This is a genomic window from Herminiimonas aquatilis (assembly GCF_042665175.1).
In the GTDB taxonomy this organism is placed as follows: Bacteria; Pseudomonadota; Gammaproteobacteria; order Burkholderiales; family Burkholderiaceae_D; genus Oxalicibacterium; species Oxalicibacterium aquatilis.
The window spans coordinates 212615-228022 of sequence record NZ_JBHTCC010000001.1 but is presented as its reverse complement, the minus strand read 5'-3'; the positions used below and the strand labels follow the sequence as shown (position 1 = coordinate 228022).

Below are 15408 nucleotides of genomic sequence, written 5' to 3'. Positions count from 1 at the left end.
TCTTGGGTGTATTCGGATATTTCTTCTATCCCGGGATTGACGCAATTGAACAAATCTTCGTTCCATTTGAACGTTACGAAAAGGAAGGGCTTTGACGAATGGAGCATGGTATTCGAATCGTCAGAAAAATAGCGGCATTCACTTGTTCGCATTCGAGAATCGTTAGCGTCGGCATGGGGTCGGAAGCGGACATTCAATATCGCCAGCCATATTTATGGGGTATTCACCAGTAAGCCAGTCGGCAATACTTCACATTTCCAAATAGAACCTAGTTAGATGAAATTGACTTTGCTTGACCCATACGATTTGCGCCACCGCGTACGAGCGTTAACGCGTATGCCTCTATCGATATCGGCGGACAAAAAAATACCCGCCTCATGGACGGGTTAAGGGAAGGACGTACCCGAATCAAGGGCACTAACTGCATTAGAGCAAAGTTATCATTTAATTTGTATCCCATAAGTTTGGGAGAGGCGTAAAAATACCCGCAATAAGCGGGTATTTTTACGTCTGAATTCACGTTAGCTTGATACCGGTGGCGTTCCCGGCAGGTTAGGCGTACTAAGCGGCGTGCCGCCTATTGCCGGCGCAGTGCTCAACATCATGGTGTTCGGTTTGGAGATAGGCATATCCGCAGCGCGCAATCGTTTGAGCAAGTCGAATAGCAGCGTGCTGCGCACGCCGTATGCAAGGCGCGGCGAGGAGGCGAAGCCGGTGGCGTTGAACATCAGGTAGCCGTTGTCTATGCCGTCCAACTGTACATTGGGCTCAGGCGTGGCGAGGATATCGTTGTTGTCGATAAATGTTTGTAGTATCAACGCGCGTGCTTGTTCCGCATCGATATCCAGCGGCAGCGGCAGTTTGATTTGCACCAGGCCCAGCGGGCTGGCGTGGGTCACATTGCGGACCGTCTTGGTGATGAACTCGGAGTTCGGCACAATCACCGTAGAACGGTCGCCCATCTGGATTTCCGTCGCGCGCACATTGATGCGACGTATATCGCCTTCGACGCCGCCCAGCGATACCCAATCGCCGACCTTGACCGGACGCTCCGCCAGCAGGATCAAGCCGGACACAAAATTCTGCACGACCGCTTGCAGGCCGAAACCTATGCCTACCGACAACGCGCTCGCAACCCATGCGATGCGTTCCAGGCCTATGCCTAGTGCTGAAAGCGCCAGCGCCACGGCGATGACGCCGCCGGCATAACCGAATAAGGTCGCGGCAGAAACCTGCATGCCGCTATCGAGTTTGGTGGTTGGCAGGTAGCGGGTTTCCAGCCAATGCTTGAGTAGGCGAAGGCCGAAAAAGCTGAATACCATCACCATCATGGCTTGTATGACTGAGCCTGGCCGGATCAGAATTTCACCGATGGCCAGACCGTCGTCGAGTTGGCTGATGCGATGGATGAGTTCTGCCGGGCCTTCGCCAAACGGTGCGAGCAGCAGCATGATTGCCAGCAGCACGACGACGACACGGCCCACGCCGGAGAGCAGCACTGCGGCTTGATCACGCGCCTGTGGTGTGGCTAGCACCGGATTTTTCTGATTAGGATCAGGTTCGGTTGATGACAACAGCATGCAGACATCGTCCACCAGTACTGCGAACAAATAAGTGCCGCTGACGATTACAAGTATCCAACTCACCTGCTTGGTGACAAAGCTGCCGAAGGCGACATAACCGACCAGCAGGCTGATGGCGCTGGTGGCCAGTGCCAGCCACAGCAGGATTGCCACGACACGCAACCATAGCGGCGTGGGCACGGCATGATCGGGATCTTCAAGTTTGACTTTTTTCCAGACTCGACTGGCGCGACGCAGTCCGAATGCAATGGTCGCGCCCAGCAGCAGCGCAACGATGCAGTTGATGGCGACGGCGGTCGACAGGCCGGTGTTGATAACAGTGGATAGACTCTCGGCCAGCCATACCAGCACCATGATGCTGGCAAAAGCGGCAGGAAAATGCCGCATACGGTGCGCCACACGGTCATGCAAAGGCAGCAGGCGCCAGGATGGCCGACCCGGCGAAAGCAATGCATAACCGAGCCCTGCAACAAAGCCGCCGAAGCAGATGGCACCGATGCTATTGCCGAGGAAGGCGGAAGTTTTTTCGGACAGCACGCTGTTCCAGCGCAGTCCAAGCTTGAGTAGCTCGGCAATCAAAAATGGCGTGGCGACAGAAAGTAAAGTCAGCGTCAGCGCATGCACGGAACGACGCAGGCGACCGTGCGGTACGCGGGTCGACGTCAACTTCATCAAATAGCGTCCGGCCCAAATACGTAACAGCAGGAAGGTCAGCATGCCAGCCAGTAAAGCGGACCAAACTATGGACGGTGTGCTGCTTGCGGCACTGCCTATTTCACTCATAAGCGCGCGCAGGCGCCGTGCGTTTTGCGGAAACTCTGCTTGCAGCTGGAGCCAGAACGGCGCGGCCAGGATCGAGGCACTCCGTTCCCCCAAGCGTGCCTGCAATTGCGCGCGGCGCACTGTGGTTACCTGTTCGGAAAGCTGGTCCGCTTCAACTATCAGCAGACGTGCCAGTTTGACTTGTGCATCGAGCGCGCTATTGTCCCGGTTCAGTTGAGAACGCTGGGCAACGACATCGGCAGTTTCTTTGACGCCTGTTGCAGGCGTTCCTAATTCCGCCAACCGTGCCTGCACACTCGTCAATTGCGGTGTTAGTTCCTTCGCAATGTTGTCGGCTTCGGTACTTGCTGCCAGTGCGTCCGTTTTCATCTGCGATAGCGTGGCGTCATCGAGTTCTGCCTTGCCTTCGATTGTTTCCTGTATCTGCGTGATCTGCTTGCGCAAACCGTCAAGTTTCTGGTCGACCGCCACCGCCTTGTCATCCTGTGCCTGAGCTTGTCCGGCAGAAAGCAGCAAGGGGAGCGACACCAGCAGCGTTGCAATAAGGTGATTGAAGTTCGTGCGCTTGAAGGAAATCAGCAAAGCGGCACAGCAAGAATAGAAATGCAAGGCGGGGGACAGGGAATACATGCAGGCCGATCTAACAGTGAAATTCAATTGTGAAACAAGGTATGGCGACCTAAAACGGCAGCAGCGCTGCGGCCAACACCATCAGCATGCCGATCAATGAGATCAGCCAGGTCAGGGTGCGCAACACGGGAACGCCGGCAGCATACAAGGGCACATATACGATACGAGCCAGAAAATAAATCCAGGCACCATAGAAAGACAGCGCGCTTTCGCGACCGGCGATCGCGACGATCAGTACCGCACCCATGAACAAGGGCAATGTTTCATACAGGTTTTTCTGCGCACGTTGCATGCGGCCCGTCAGCTTGCCTACCGGAGGGCCGCTATCATCACGCGGACCGGTATTGTAAGCGCCGCCGGTTTCGCGCGTGCGGAGAATTGAAGCCAGCATGATTTGTACTATGGCTAGGACCAAGGTGCAGGCAAGTAAATACAATTCAGTTGTCATGATTGCGCGATCAAGGAGTGAGGTGAATGATTCGACCTGATGGATCATCAGAACGTTCTTTGTTGCCTATGAGCATACCTGCAGGTAGGGTTAGTAGGGATGAATTTAGAATATTGCGCTCGTGACTACTTACGCGCTTGAGTCCAGCTTTTCAGGGCCACAGGGCAACTTGCTGGTCTTTGATGGCATCGCCTTGCGATACAGGCACGCTATAGATTTTTATATGCGGCTTATTTACTTCCGTATATCCGACAGAAGTCGGCACGTTGTCTGACTTACATTGAATTCAGTTTGGCATAAGCTAAATTAAACCAATAAGGAGTTCATCATGCCGAACAAACATATTTCGCAGTCCATTCTTCCACCTCCATTAGATGCAGTTGAAGCTGTTGATGTTGGAGAAATATCGAATGCCTATGTCAGCGATGCCGAGCGGCAAGCCGTGCATGAAGTTTACGAACGAGGTAACGAAGCTGCTGCAGAAAAAAACGAACCGCTTTTCGATAATCGAACTGGTTTTGAGACGGTTCCCAAGCAGACTGTGAATAAAGCGCGTTCTACTGACAGTATTCCGCCGTCGGCCGAATCACTTGGCGATGGCTTGAATAACCCATCCGCGACGGCACCGGTTATTCCAGCTTCAGGGCTGCAGGGGTCCGACTCGGCCGACAGAAAGAATGATTCTGCCGTGGCCCCGGAAAAGTCCAAGAACGAAGCACTACGCGGTTTTCACGGTGGCTAGATTCCAGGATTGAGCATTTAAACACCGCTCGAAAAAAGCTCCTTGCCGCAATGGCAAGGAGCTTTTTTCTTGGAAAACCCCGCGCCGTTGCCGAGCCAGAGGGGGTATGTTGATAACGGTAGAGTTATCCCCGGAATATGTGGACAGTCCTGTGGATAACCGTTGCGCTAGTGAGTTAAGTACTTGAAGTGGAAGGTTTTTTCATTCCTGCAAAATTTTCCTGCGCAGGGGAAAAGATAAGACTACCTGTAGTCTTACAGACGAATGTCGGTTTGTCTGATTGGTGTCCTTGCTTCTGTTGTTTAGTATCAAACTCATGACTATTCAACAATAAAGGAGAATTCCATGGCTAAGCAAGATAATTCATCGTCTGATAAAACCATTCACGTTGTCGACAAAAAGAAGGCGCAGGACGAGCAAGCAGCCGTGCGTGACAACAAAGAGGCTCCGGTCAAAGCGCTGGATACCGAATCTGAATTCGCGGTGAATGAACTGCGTGAAGAAAAGCGCGATGCGGAATAAATGAAGTACGGCATGCTTGCGTGCTGTAAATCAATCGACATTTAAAAAGCCCAAAGCAATTTGCTTTGGGCTTTTTTATTTTTCACTTTTTGCCAATTTCCTCATTCGAACTTTTCTCGCTTACGTACATCACAAAGAAGGTTAGTTATATTCACGCTTAAATATATGAGACAAGGAAAAAGCATTGAATCAAACAGGTCGATGCAGTCTGTGAGCAAACAATAGATGGCGTAGTTGTACATCAGAATGAAAAGAATTTAGCGTGCGTCTGAAAAACTGTGTTCAAGTTTTTCTTCTATTTCAATCTAATCAAATTTATAAATTCCAGGCTGAGCCCAGCCTGTCTGGTCTGAATGTTGGTATTGCGCAGCATCGGACGTGGGTATGGTCCGTGCACGACGGCAAGGCAACTATGGATATGAAAATTCCGCGTCGAAAATAGGTGTAGGCTGCAACTGTCTGCATAATTTTAATCAAGGGTGAAGACATCATGAGTCATACCAATCTCGAGCACCATCACGGTTATACCGTCCATGGCACAGGAGAAAAACAAGACAACGGCAAATGGTGCGGCAACTTCCATGTGGCGCAACATGGCGTGCCTGTCATCAGCATCAGTCTGTTGGAAAAGATGTTTGATTCTTCCGAGGATGCAGCCGCCTATGCGTTGCGACAGGGGCGATTGTATATAGACCGGACATTGCTCGATAGTAAATAGGCGTGCCGACTCGCTAACGGCAGCGTTATCTGTCGTGAATATCGCTGCGATTAAAGTATATTTTTTAGACAATCCAATCCGTCTCGGCTGATCAATGGTGTCGGGAGATCTTTTCGGTGGATAAAGTAAATGCCTTGTAAAAATGTTTGGTAAGCATCGCTTAGCCGAGCGAAGTCCAATTGTGGTTCGATTATGAATCACCTATTTCTTTCGTAAGGTGGATGAGGAGTAGCTGACGGTATGCTTGATAGCGGTAGCGACATGGTTCATTTTCTGTCTCACTGCATGTACTGCCTAGGACTGGCGCGACTCATCGCTAGTATCGCTACTTGACGCCATCGGTCTCGATTTTTTATAGTGACTGTTCTCAACACTTCTTCAATTGACCAATCTTTTGCGACTGCAAAATTTTAGATGGTCGGTAATCCCTCGTTATCCAATACAAACGTTGATATTGATGTTCCGATAATTGTCGGCGGGCAGTGTTGCATCAACGTCATCGCAGCTACTTTACTAAGAGACAACTTGTCAATGGTCCTGATTCAGGTTGGCTGAACTTGACAAGGTTTTGTCGGGAAAATGTGGTTTCGCCACACTAAGATCAACTGCATCCCAACTAAGTCAGGCTTGCAGTTCTGGTCGGCGATTGGTCGTTGCGTTGATGATTCCCCAATCGGGAGTAACGGCCTTTCCACTCATGACAAAAGAGGCGATGCCTTAGTGGGTCGCTAGCTTTTCTTTCGATTGATTTCTTTTGCCTGCGGAAAATACCTCCGCTGCGCATCAACATCAGTTCTGTGCAAACGCCATTCGGTACCTGCCTAGTTGTGGAGAGCTGTCACCACCTCCTTCCCGCAACCATATAGATCCACTATGAGCAACCAGCGCACCCCTGATACGTCTTTCCGTACTCTTGTAACCCGTATACCTTTTCGATTTTTCCTTGTCAGCATGGCGGTTTCGTCTGTGCTTTCCGGTTGCGGGGGTGGAGGTGGTGGTGCTGGTGGCGGGGTCCGCCCCCCCTCGGTCAGCGATCTCAGCAACGCTGGCGCGGCGCATGCACGCGGCATTACCGGTACCGGCGTGACGGTCGGGGTAGTCGATAGTGATTTCAATCTCTCCGCTCCCGAGCTTGCGGGGCGTATTACCAAAGACGTGTATACGCCTGCCGGCGGTTTTATAGGTGGCAGCGGAAACGGCAATCCGCATGGAACCGAAGTGGCAGAAGCTTTGGGCGGGACGAACACCGGCATAGCACCCAACGTTCGCATTTACGGTATCGCCGCCGGCATCGGCACCAATGAGGTGATACTCAATTCCGCTATCTATGATCGTCTATACAACAATGGCATACGGATTTTCAATCAGTCCAGTTTTGTCGGCACCATTACCGCTCCCTCCAACAGTGCAACGTATAACAATATTTATCAGCCCTTCGTTTCCAACGGCGGATTGTTCGTCTGGGCGACGGGCAACGACGGTAGTTCGCAGCCGAGCATGACGGCAGCCTTGCCGACGCTGTATCCGAATCTGCAAACCGGCTGGCTTGCAGTTACAGCCGTCAATGCGGTTGGCGGCGCAGAGGGATTTTCCGGCGCGGATAGAGTGCCTGGTGTTATTTCCAGCTATGCCAGCCGCTGTGGCGTCGCCGCCAATTGGTGCTTGGCAGCGCCCGGCGATTTTTTCTCGCCTACTGCCGGCCGCCGCGTGTACGGTACTTCGTTCGCAGTACCTGCAGTGACTGGGGCGCTGGCGCTGGTGCAGCAGGTTTATCCGTGGATGAATGCGGATTTGTTGCGGCAAACGATTTTGTCCACCGCTACCAGCATGGGCGATACGGCGACCTACGGCTGGGGTTTACTGAATGCCGGCAAGGCGGTCGACGGGCCCGCCTTGTTTGCGCAAAGTCTGGCGCTGGGGTCGAATGTGAACGTCAGTTTTGATGGCATGTCGTCGACTTTCGGCAATGACATCGGCGGCGATGCAGGGCTGATCAAAAGCGGTACTGGTACCTTGACCTTATCCGGCAACAATACGTATAGCGGTAGCAGCCGAATCAGTAACGGCACGCTCAACATTACCGGCTCGGTTCGTACTGGTGTGCAAATCGATGCCGCCGGCAATTTGTCCGGTGCCGGTGGCCAGATCGGCGGCAACGTCGCGAACAATGGTCGCCTGAGCAACACCGGTGCAGGCTTGACGATTGGAGGGAATTACACGGGTTCGGCGAATTCGATTCTGGCCAACGATATCAATTCAACGCTGGTGGTGGGCGGCACCGCGACGCTGGGTAATTCGCATCTGGTGGCGACAGTGCCAGCTGGTAGTGGCAACGCCACTAACTATGTCACCGCGCAAGCCAGCAGTATCCCCAAGACGATATTAACCGCGGGTGCTATCGTCAATACTTTCAGCGATGTTGGTTTTCAAACTGTAGGTACCGCTTTTCCGCCGTTGCTGACGGCTAGCGTAACGTACAGGCCCACGGATGTTGATCTGACCATTAGCCGCGTTTCCACTACCGCTGTCGCCACGCAGGCGTTTGCAGGCGATGCGACCCGCTTGAATACCGCTGCCAATGTCGAACAGGCGATGTTGATTGCAGATGCGTCCGCAGCTGACAATCCCAATGGCAACGCCTTGCTGACCAGTGCGGCGGCATTGCAGCAGACCGCTACTATCGCGGCCCTGGGAGATGTACTGGATAGTCTTTCCGGACAGATCCATGCGTCGTCGCAGGCATTGACGTTCCAGCAATCGCAGACGATCAATCGTGCATTGTCCGATCGCATGGCCTGGTTGGGTAATCCAGACAAGGCAGCGACAACAGGATTGTGGGGTGCTGCTTTTGGTACCTCGGGCAAACTGGCGCAAAGTGGTTATGCGACTGGCGACACCGGGATGTGGGGTGGACAGTTCGGCTTCGATACCCGACTCGGCGAACATGCGATCGCTGGCGCGGCATTATCGTATTCCGACAGCGAGGCGAATTTTGACCGTCTAGGCGGCACTGCCAAAGGCCAGAACGTCAGCGCTTCTCTATACGGTCGCTATGCGATACCGACAGCTGATGGCAGTGAAAACAGCAATGCCTATGTGGCTGGTCGGCTTGGTGTGGCGACCGTGTCGAGCACCGTCAATCGTGTGGCGCTGGCCGGGTCTGAAGTCGAAAACCTGCACAGCACACATACCGACCGCATGCTGTCTGCTTATCTCGAAACCGGCTACGCGACGCGCTTATCTGCCAACGCCTTGCTCACGCCATTTGCCGGTATCAGCTATGACCATTTGCGACGCGGTGCGTTTATAGAAAGTGGCGGCAGTTTCGGCTTGGTTGCCGACCGTCAGAATTATCGACAATGGGCCGCTCAGTTTGGTGTGCGTGCCGAGTCCGACGTCAATTGGTTTGCCGGACGCAGTACAGTACAAACCTATGCTGCCTGGCGACATGCGATGAATGACGGTAAGCTGGATTTGCCGGCCGCATTTGCTGCTGCACCCGGTAGCAATTTTACGGTGCAGGGAATTGGACTGGAGCGTAATACTGGTTGGGCTGGCATTGGCATATCTACTGCCATCAACCGTCGAGTGAGTTGGTACGCCAACTACGATGCGCAGTTTGGGCGCGGCGGTTTGCGCAACAATCTATTGTTGCTGGGATTCAGGATCAACCTTGATTGATCGGTTTGATCGGTTTTGGCATTAAGCCGCCGCCTCCCATCACTGGCAGGAAGCAGCGTCTTCGCTCGCTTTTCTTGATTTTCCTGATATGGAGTATATTATATCCATAAATGGAGAATATTATGAGCGCAGCCTACGCTTACCCCAAAAGTCGATTTGAACCAGCCGGGCTGGTTGATCTGAATGCGAAGTCGGAACGCGAACGTCTTTCCAGCTCTGCGCTGAAGGGTTTCTTTCGTCTTGTGGAGGCCTGGAAAATACGTGATGAAGATGCGCGCGAATTGCTGGGCGGGCTGTCTAGCAGCGCTTTTTACGAATGGAAAAAGAATCCTGCGCGTGTGCTTGAGGTGGACCGTATCACGCGTATTTCCTATCTGATCGGCATCTACAAGGCGTTGCACATCTTGTATGGCGACAAGCTGGCCGATGAATGGGTGAGCCTGACCAACAAGAATGTTATTTTTTCCGGTCAAACGCCCCTGGCATTCATGCAGGCAGGCGGCTTGCTCGCGATGCAAACCGTGCGCAAGCTGCTGGATGCACGTCGCGGAGGACTGTAATGGCGGCTGTGCCGGTAATGCCATTGCGTCAGTTCGATACGTGCAGATTGATCCCGTCGCGGTTTGTCGATAAAGAAGATTCGGTGCTGGTGCCGCTTTCTGAAAACGCGGATCATCTGGCCGATATTTTCGACCTGGACAATGCGACTAACCAGCGTCTGCTTGCCGAGCACGGACGCGCGAGCGGAATTGGTGTGGATGAATTGGTATTCGGTGTCCCGAATTTTCGCATCATCAACGCCGCCTACACCTATGCGCGACCGGAGGGCAGTCGTTTCAATAATGACGAACGCGGAGCCTGGTATTGTGCCTTCGATATCGAAACTGCATTAGACGAAATCATCTTCCATAAAACAGTGGAATACTATGAGATCGATCGTTTTGACGACAGCGTGCGTTATCAAAACTTGCTGGCTGATTTCAATAGCGAATTTCACGATCTGCGCGGCTCTCCTCGTCATGAAAAATGTTTGGCACCGGATAGCTATATCGCATCGCAGAAGCTCGCCGCGCAATTGCTGGAACAGGGATCGCTGGGTATTATTTATCCCAGCGTCAGGCATGCAGGCGGCACCAATCTGGCTTGCTTTCGCCCAGCCTTGGTAGGCAATGTAAGACGTGGCACCACCTATGAGTTGACATGGTCGGGCGCACCGCAACCTGAAATTGTCGCTATCAAGAACCAGACACAAAAATCGCAGAAGAGGTAAAGGATAAAGCTTAACCTTCAGGCTTCATCACCTTGGCGACGTTGTCCTTGTTGAGTATGTTTCCCCATGATTCAATGCGATATATCTCGCCGAATTTATGAATCACCATGCCGTATTGTTCGCGCAGTTTCTCGACTTCATCATCTATCGTTGTTTTGTCGATGCCGGTCAAGTCGTCGATGGCGGTGGCGGTAGGGCGCTCAAGTAAATCGATGGCGGATGCAAGCACGAATAAACGCCGCGCATCGTCATGTGGATACTGCGGTACGCCAAACTGATTCTTATGGAATTGCATGGACGTTCCTTTCCATTATTTTCGCTTGTTTGTCGCGCCAAATACCTTGTTGACCCAGGTTTCCTTCGACGTCGATTTTTCCTGGGTCAGGAATTTAGCCTTGAATTCAGCCGCTTTTTTACTTGCAGTGGCACGCGTCATTACTTCCAGGCTAACCAGAATGGCGATGCCGCCCTCAACCCGGCCAAGCGCGCGTTCTTCATTCAGATTATCTTCGGCTTTCTCAGTGCGTGCGATGAGTTGGCTGAACGCTTCACTAATCGCGCCATAGGCACGGTTGGTCATTCCGACCTGCGCAGCATCGGCAATTTCCTTTGCATCCTTCTGATAGTGGTCGAATAAATCCTGCAGGCGTTTTACGTAAGAATTTGACAGCTTCAAGTCTTGGACGATCGCGCTAGCCAGCAAGGCCGCAGACATCTCTGCTTTAACCGCCGTCTTTGGATAGCAGGCAAGCCCATAACCATGCTTGTGCAGACGGGTTACCATGCGTTCGATTGCATTGAACGAATAAATATCGTTGCTCTCTGATATGGAGATTTCGGTTTTAGGCGTGTATGTAATTCTGGCAAGTAACCAGTCATCAAAGCTGGGTGGCAATGCGCCGGATGGCGTTGTGTCCACTGCCTGCTGAAAGCTGCTCAGCAGATTTTGATGTGCGTCGGGAGAAACTGAAATGCTGATTTGCGGCATACCTCGTATTCCATTTCTATCCAATGAATCCTGGGTTTTGCAGACGGTTGTCCTTGCCTATTTCAAGATCGCTCTTGTTGCTTAGAACTGAAAAGGTAGTTATCTATCTCACTATAATACTGACTAAAGTATCTGACAAAGATTCCATTTTCTTTGTACGAACCAGTCTGTATCAGCTATTCCCAGTTTTTTGACAAGCATTTTGGTATGCATAGACGTACGGACCTTGTCGGTGTTGGCATGAAATAATCCGCTGGCTTACGCCATGGAAAAATGAAAGGTACAAGAATGACCCTCAGCTTGATAGAACTCGTGAAAAATATGCCCAAGGCAGAGCTGCATATTCATATTGAAGGGTCGCTCGAGCCCGAATTGATCTTTGCATTGGCACAACGCAATGGCGTCGAGCTGAATTACCCATCAATAGAAGCGCTGCGCGCAGCGTATGCATTTACCAATCTGCAATCATTCCTCGATATCTATTACGCAGGCGCCAGCGTCTTGCTGACCGAACAGGATTTTTATGACATGACCCGGGCGTATTTAGAGCGCGCCCATGCGGATAATATTTTGCACACCGAACTGTTTTTCGATCCGCAAACGCACACTGCGCGCGGTGTGGAGTTTGGCGTGGTGGTGAATGGTATACAGCGCGCTTTGCGGGATGCGCATGCGGAATGGGGCATGACAGGCGGCTTGATCATGTGCTTCCTGCGTCATCTGTCGGAAGAAGAGGCTTTTTTGACTTTGGAGCAAGCCTTGCCTTACCGCGAACACATCCTCGGGATTGGATTGGATTCCTCAGAACGCGGTCATCCACCCGAAAAATTTGCTCGGGTTTTTGCGCGCTGCAAAGAACTGGGTTTTCATCTGGTGGCGCACGCCGGTGAAGAAGGGCCGCCAGCCTATATAGAAACCGCACTGGATTTGTTACAGGTAGAGCGCATTGATCATGGGGTGCGCTGCACAGATGATCCAGTGCTGATGCAGCGCCTGGCTTTGCAGGCAATACCATTGACGGTATGCCCTTTGTCGAATATCAAGTTATGCGTGTTTGAAACAATGGCGCAGCATAATATATTGACCTTGCTGGATGCCGGCTTGGTGGTTACGGTCAATTCCGATGATCCAGCCTATTTTGGCGGCTACATGAATGATAATCTGGTTGCCCTTGTGAAGGCCTTGCCTGTGCAAAGACATCATGCGCGACAACTGGCCCGCAATAGTTTTAATGCAGCCTTTATCGATCACAATCTGAAGCAAAAGTATCTGGCACAGGTAGATGCATTCTTCGCGCAGTGAGCAATAGAGGCCGTCGGTTTTTTGCAGCGTCGGCGGCACATGCGCTTTTAAGCTAGTCTTATGCAGGTTTGCAATTGCAAATCCTGTTTCCTCCTATTGCTGTCTGGCTTGTCGTGCCAAATATTCAGCATGATTTCACGATAAAGCGGGCATATCCAGAAAGCGAATGTCTTGATGTTTGTTCAATCTTTTCGTATGACGCAGCGCGACTGGCGCGCGGGCGAGTTGCGCTTCTTGCTGGTAGCCTTGATTGTCGCGGTTGCCGCGCTGTCGTCGGTCAGTTTTTTTGTCGATCGCATGCGTACCGGTTTGAATCGTGATGCACACCAGATGCTGGGTGCAGATCTGCTGATACGTACAGATGAACAGATCGCGCCCGCATGGAAGGCAGAAGCGCAGAAGCGCGGCTTGCAGCTCGCTGAAACTCTGGTTTTTCCCAGTATGGCAATTGCCGGTGAAGGCGATCAGGCAGTGTCCAAGCTAGCTTCGATCAAGGCGGTCACACCCGGTTACCCATTGCGCGGCAATGTAAAAGTAGCGAACCAGGTGAACGGTGATGGAGTTGCAGCAAAGTCCATTCCCGATGCCGGCACGGTGTGGGTTGACGCCGGTATTCTGACCAGTCTGAATATTGCAGTCGGCAATTCACTCAAGCTTGGCGACAAGATTTTTACGATTGCCAAGGTCATTACCAATGAGCCGGATCGTGGCGCGGGTTTCATGAACTTTGCACCGCGCGTGATGCTGTCGGCCAGTGATGTGGCGGCGACCGGCCTGATACAGCTCGGTTCGCGCATTACTTATCGCCTGCTGGTTGCCGGCAAACCGGCCGATGTCGACAAGTTCGATCAGTGGGTGCAGGACAAAATCGAGACGGACAAATTGAAAGGTGTGCGCACCGAATCACTGGAATCCGGCCAGCCGCAAATGCGCGCAACACTGCAGCGTGCGGAAGAATTCTTGTCGCTGGTTGGCCTGCTGTCGGCCATGTTGGCGGCCGTCGCCGTCGCAATGGCGGCACGCCGCTTCATGTTGCGCCACGTTGATGCATGCGCAATGTTGCGCTGCCTGGGCATGACGCAGAATCAGGTGACATGGCTATATCTGATTGAATTTTTCGTGATTGGTTTAATCGGTAGCGCAATTGGTGCGGCAGTCGGTTTTGCGGCGCATTTTGTATTGATTGAATGGCTGGGTCGCCTGATCACCAGCGATTTGCCGCCGGCATCGATACTGCCTGCGGTGCAGGGCGTGGCAACCGGTTTGCTGTTGTTGATTGGTTTTGCATTGCCACCTATTTTGCAATTGCGCAATGTGCCGCATAACCGCGTGATCCGGCGCGAGCAGGATATGCCGCAACCGATCACGGTCATGACTTATATGCTTGGCCTGGCGACCTTTATCGGCTTGTTGTTATGGCAGGCAGGAAATATCAAGCTGGGCTTGTTGACGGCAGCAGGTTTTGTCGGCGGTCTCGCCGGTTTTGCTTTGATCAGCTGGCTGGCATTGAAGTCGCTGCAATTTTTGCGCGGCACAATCAACAACGCGAGCTGGCGCTTTGCGGTCACTGCGCTGCAGCGCCGTCCTGGCGCGACCATCATACAAGTCGTCGCATTGGCACTCGGCCTGATGGCCTTGCTGCTGTTGACCGTGATTCGCGGTGACCTGGTGGATGCGTGGCGCAGCGCGACGCCGCCGAATGCACCGAATCGGTTTGTCATCAATATTCAACCGGATCAAAAAGCCGAGTTTGAAGCGCGGCTCGCGCAAAACAAGATTGCCGACGCCGATCTATTCCCGATGATACGAGGCCGTTTGCTGGCGATTAACAACGTCGATATCAATGGCGAAAGTTTTGTCGAAGATAGAGCCAAGCGTTTGGTCGATAGAGAATTCAATCTGTCGACAATGTCCAAGCTCCCTGCATCGAATGAAATCACCGCTGGTCGTTGGTTCGACGATAGCAAGCCGGAAGCATCGGTAGAAGCTGGCTTGGCAGAGACACTCAAGCTGAAGATAGGCGATAAATTGAAATTCGAAATTGCTGGTGAAACCGTCGAAGTGCCAATCACCAGTTTGCGCAAACTGGAATGGGGATCGATGAAGGTCAATTTTTTCGTCATCATCAATCCCGCCGCGATGAAGGACATGCCGCAGTCTTGGATCACATCCTTCCATCTGCCAGAAGGCAACACTGTTTTCGAGAATCAGTTGACGCGCGATTATCCCAATCTAACCGTGGTTGATATCGGCAGCGTGGTTAAGCAGATTCAGGATGTGATTGATCAGGTTGTCACTGCGGTCGAGTTTCTGTTCATGTTCACACTGGCGTCGGGTGTGCTGGTCTTGTATGCAGCGCTCGCCAGTTCGCAAGATCAACGTACACGTGAGGCAGGATTGTTGCGTGCGTTAGGCGCGACACGTAAACAGTTATCGCAATCGCAGTGGATAGAATTTGCCTTGGTAGGTGGGCTAGCGGGTTTGTTGGCGGCTGCAGGTGCGACAGCAGTCGGCTGGTCGCTCGCGCATTTCGTCTTCGATTTCGAATGGAAATTCAGCCCGGTCGTTTGGATTGCCGGCTTTGTAGTCGGTGCCGCGTGTGCATTTATCGGCGGTTGGGTTGGCCTGCGCAATGTGTTGAATCAACCGCCTTTGCAAACGCTGCGGGAAGCCTGATTTTATTTAGCCGGCAATTCTTGATGAATTGCCGAGCTTGAATCTAAGATATTTCGTTGACGGTA

The 15408-nt window shown here is 52.3% G+C and carries 12 protein-coding genes; 8 read left to right on the top strand and 4 right to left on the bottom strand.

Annotated features, from left to right (window positions below; translation table 11 throughout):
* Positions 1–521 precede the first annotated feature (521 nt).
* Together ACFQO0_RS01115 and ACFQO0_RS01110 are read right to left on the bottom strand one after the other, a co-directional pair.
* Complete coding sequence (locus ACFQO0_RS01115) at positions 522–2996, bottom strand: DUF3772 domain-containing protein (protein WP_382232210.1); 2475 nt, start codon at positions 2994–2996, stop codon at positions 522–524.
* 49 nt (positions 2997–3045) lie between these two features.
* Positions 3046–3444 (bottom strand): MAPEG family protein, encoded by a 399-nt coding sequence (locus ACFQO0_RS01110; protein ID WP_382232209.1) that lies wholly within the window; start codon positions 3442–3444, stop codon positions 3046–3048.
* 328 nt (positions 3445–3772) lie between these two features.
* Here ACFQO0_RS01110 and ACFQO0_RS01105 point away from each other — a divergent pair, with 328 nt between their 5' ends.
* The 6 genes from ACFQO0_RS01105 to ACFQO0_RS01080 all read left to right on the top strand — a co-directional run bounded on the left by ACFQO0_RS01105 (position 3773) and on the right by ACFQO0_RS01080 (position 10377).
* On the top strand, positions 3773–4186 hold the full coding sequence (locus ACFQO0_RS01105) for a hypothetical protein (protein ID WP_382232208.1): 414 nt from the start codon (positions 3773–3775) through the stop codon (positions 4184–4186).
* A 345-nt stretch (positions 4187–4531) separates the two neighbouring features.
* Positions 4532–4708, top strand: coding sequence for a hypothetical protein (locus ACFQO0_RS01100; RefSeq protein ID WP_382232207.1), 177 nt, complete (start codon positions 4532–4534; stop codon positions 4706–4708).
* A 490-nt stretch (positions 4709–5198) separates the two neighbouring features.
* Complete coding sequence (locus ACFQO0_RS01095; protein ID WP_382232206.1) at positions 5199–5426, top strand: hypothetical protein; 228 nt, start codon at positions 5199–5201, stop codon at positions 5424–5426.
* 873 nt (positions 5427–6299) lie between these two features.
* Positions 6300–9107 carry an autotransporter domain-containing protein gene (locus ACFQO0_RS01090; protein ID WP_382232205.1) on the top strand — a complete coding sequence of 936 codons (2808 nt, stop codon included), beginning with the start codon at positions 6300–6302 and terminating at the stop codon, positions 9105–9107.
* 122 nt (positions 9108–9229) lie between these two features.
* Complete coding sequence (locus ACFQO0_RS01085) at positions 9230–9667, top strand: antitoxin Xre-like helix-turn-helix domain-containing protein (protein WP_382232204.1); 438 nt, start codon at positions 9230–9232, stop codon at positions 9665–9667.
* Positions 9667–10377: an RES family NAD+ phosphorylase gene (locus ACFQO0_RS01080; RefSeq protein WP_382232203.1), complete on the top strand. Its 711-nt coding sequence runs from the start codon at positions 9667–9669 to the stop codon at positions 10375–10377. Before ACFQO0_RS01085 ends, ACFQO0_RS01080 begins: the two co-directional genes overlap by 1 nt.
* A 10-nt stretch (positions 10378–10387) precedes the next feature.
* Here ACFQO0_RS01080 and ACFQO0_RS01075 read toward each other — a convergent pair whose 3' ends face one another.
* A complete protein-coding gene (locus ACFQO0_RS01075; RefSeq protein ID WP_382232202.1) occupies positions 10388–10672 on the bottom strand; it encodes a winged helix-turn-helix domain-containing protein in 285 nt (94 codons plus the stop codon).
* 15 nt (positions 10673–10687) lie between these two features.
* Positions 10688–11365, bottom strand: coding sequence for a hypothetical protein (locus tag ACFQO0_RS01070; RefSeq protein WP_382232201.1), 678 nt, complete (start codon positions 11363–11365; stop codon positions 10688–10690).
* Positions 11366–11653: 288 nt separating this feature from the next.
* Here ACFQO0_RS01070 and ACFQO0_RS01065 point away from each other — a divergent pair, with 288 nt between their 5' ends.
* Complete coding sequence (locus ACFQO0_RS01065; RefSeq protein ID WP_382232200.1) at positions 11654–12667, top strand: adenosine deaminase; 1014 nt, start codon at positions 11654–11656, stop codon at positions 12665–12667.
* Between the two features lie 174 nt (positions 12668–12841).
* Positions 12842–15343 carry an ABC transporter permease gene (locus ACFQO0_RS01060; protein ID WP_382232199.1) on the top strand — a complete coding sequence of 834 codons (2502 nt, stop codon included), beginning with the start codon at positions 12842–12844 and terminating at the stop codon, positions 15341–15343.
* The last annotated feature ends 65 nt before the right edge of the window (positions 15344–15408 follow it).

Coding starts and splice junctions, on each gene's coding strand:
- ACFQO0_RS01115 (WP_382232210.1), bottom strand. CDS start 2,996: ATGTATTCCCTGTCCCCCGCCTTGCATTTCTATTCTTGCTGTGCCGCT.
- ACFQO0_RS01110 (WP_382232209.1), bottom strand. CDS start 3,444: ATGACAACTGAATTGTATTTACTTGCCTGCACCTTGGTCCTAGCCATA.
- ACFQO0_RS01105 (WP_382232208.1), top strand. CDS start 3,773: ATGCCGAACAAACATATTTCGCAGTCCATTCTTCCACCTCCATTAGAT.
- ACFQO0_RS01100 (WP_382232207.1), top strand. CDS start 4,532: ATGGCTAAGCAAGATAATTCATCGTCTGATAAAACCATTCACGTTGTC.
- ACFQO0_RS01095 (WP_382232206.1), top strand. CDS start 5,199: ATGAGTCATACCAATCTCGAGCACCATCACGGTTATACCGTCCATGGC.
- ACFQO0_RS01090 (WP_382232205.1), top strand. CDS start 6,300: ATGAGCAACCAGCGCACCCCTGATACGTCTTTCCGTACTCTTGTAACC.
- ACFQO0_RS01085 (WP_382232204.1), top strand. CDS start 9,230: ATGAGCGCAGCCTACGCTTACCCCAAAAGTCGATTTGAACCAGCCGGG.
- ACFQO0_RS01080 (WP_382232203.1), top strand. CDS start 9,667: ATGGCGGCTGTGCCGGTAATGCCATTGCGTCAGTTCGATACGTGCAGA.
- ACFQO0_RS01075 (WP_382232202.1), bottom strand. CDS start 10,672: ATGCAATTCCATAAGAATCAGTTTGGCGTACCGCAGTATCCACATGAC.
- ACFQO0_RS01070 (WP_382232201.1), bottom strand. CDS start 11,365: ATGCCGCAAATCAGCATTTCAGTTTCTCCCGACGCACATCAAAATCTG.
- ACFQO0_RS01065 (WP_382232200.1), top strand. CDS start 11,654: ATGACCCTCAGCTTGATAGAACTCGTGAAAAATATGCCCAAGGCAGAG.
- ACFQO0_RS01060 (WP_382232199.1), top strand. CDS start 12,842: ATGTTTGTTCAATCTTTTCGTATGACGCAGCGCGACTGGCGCGCGGGC.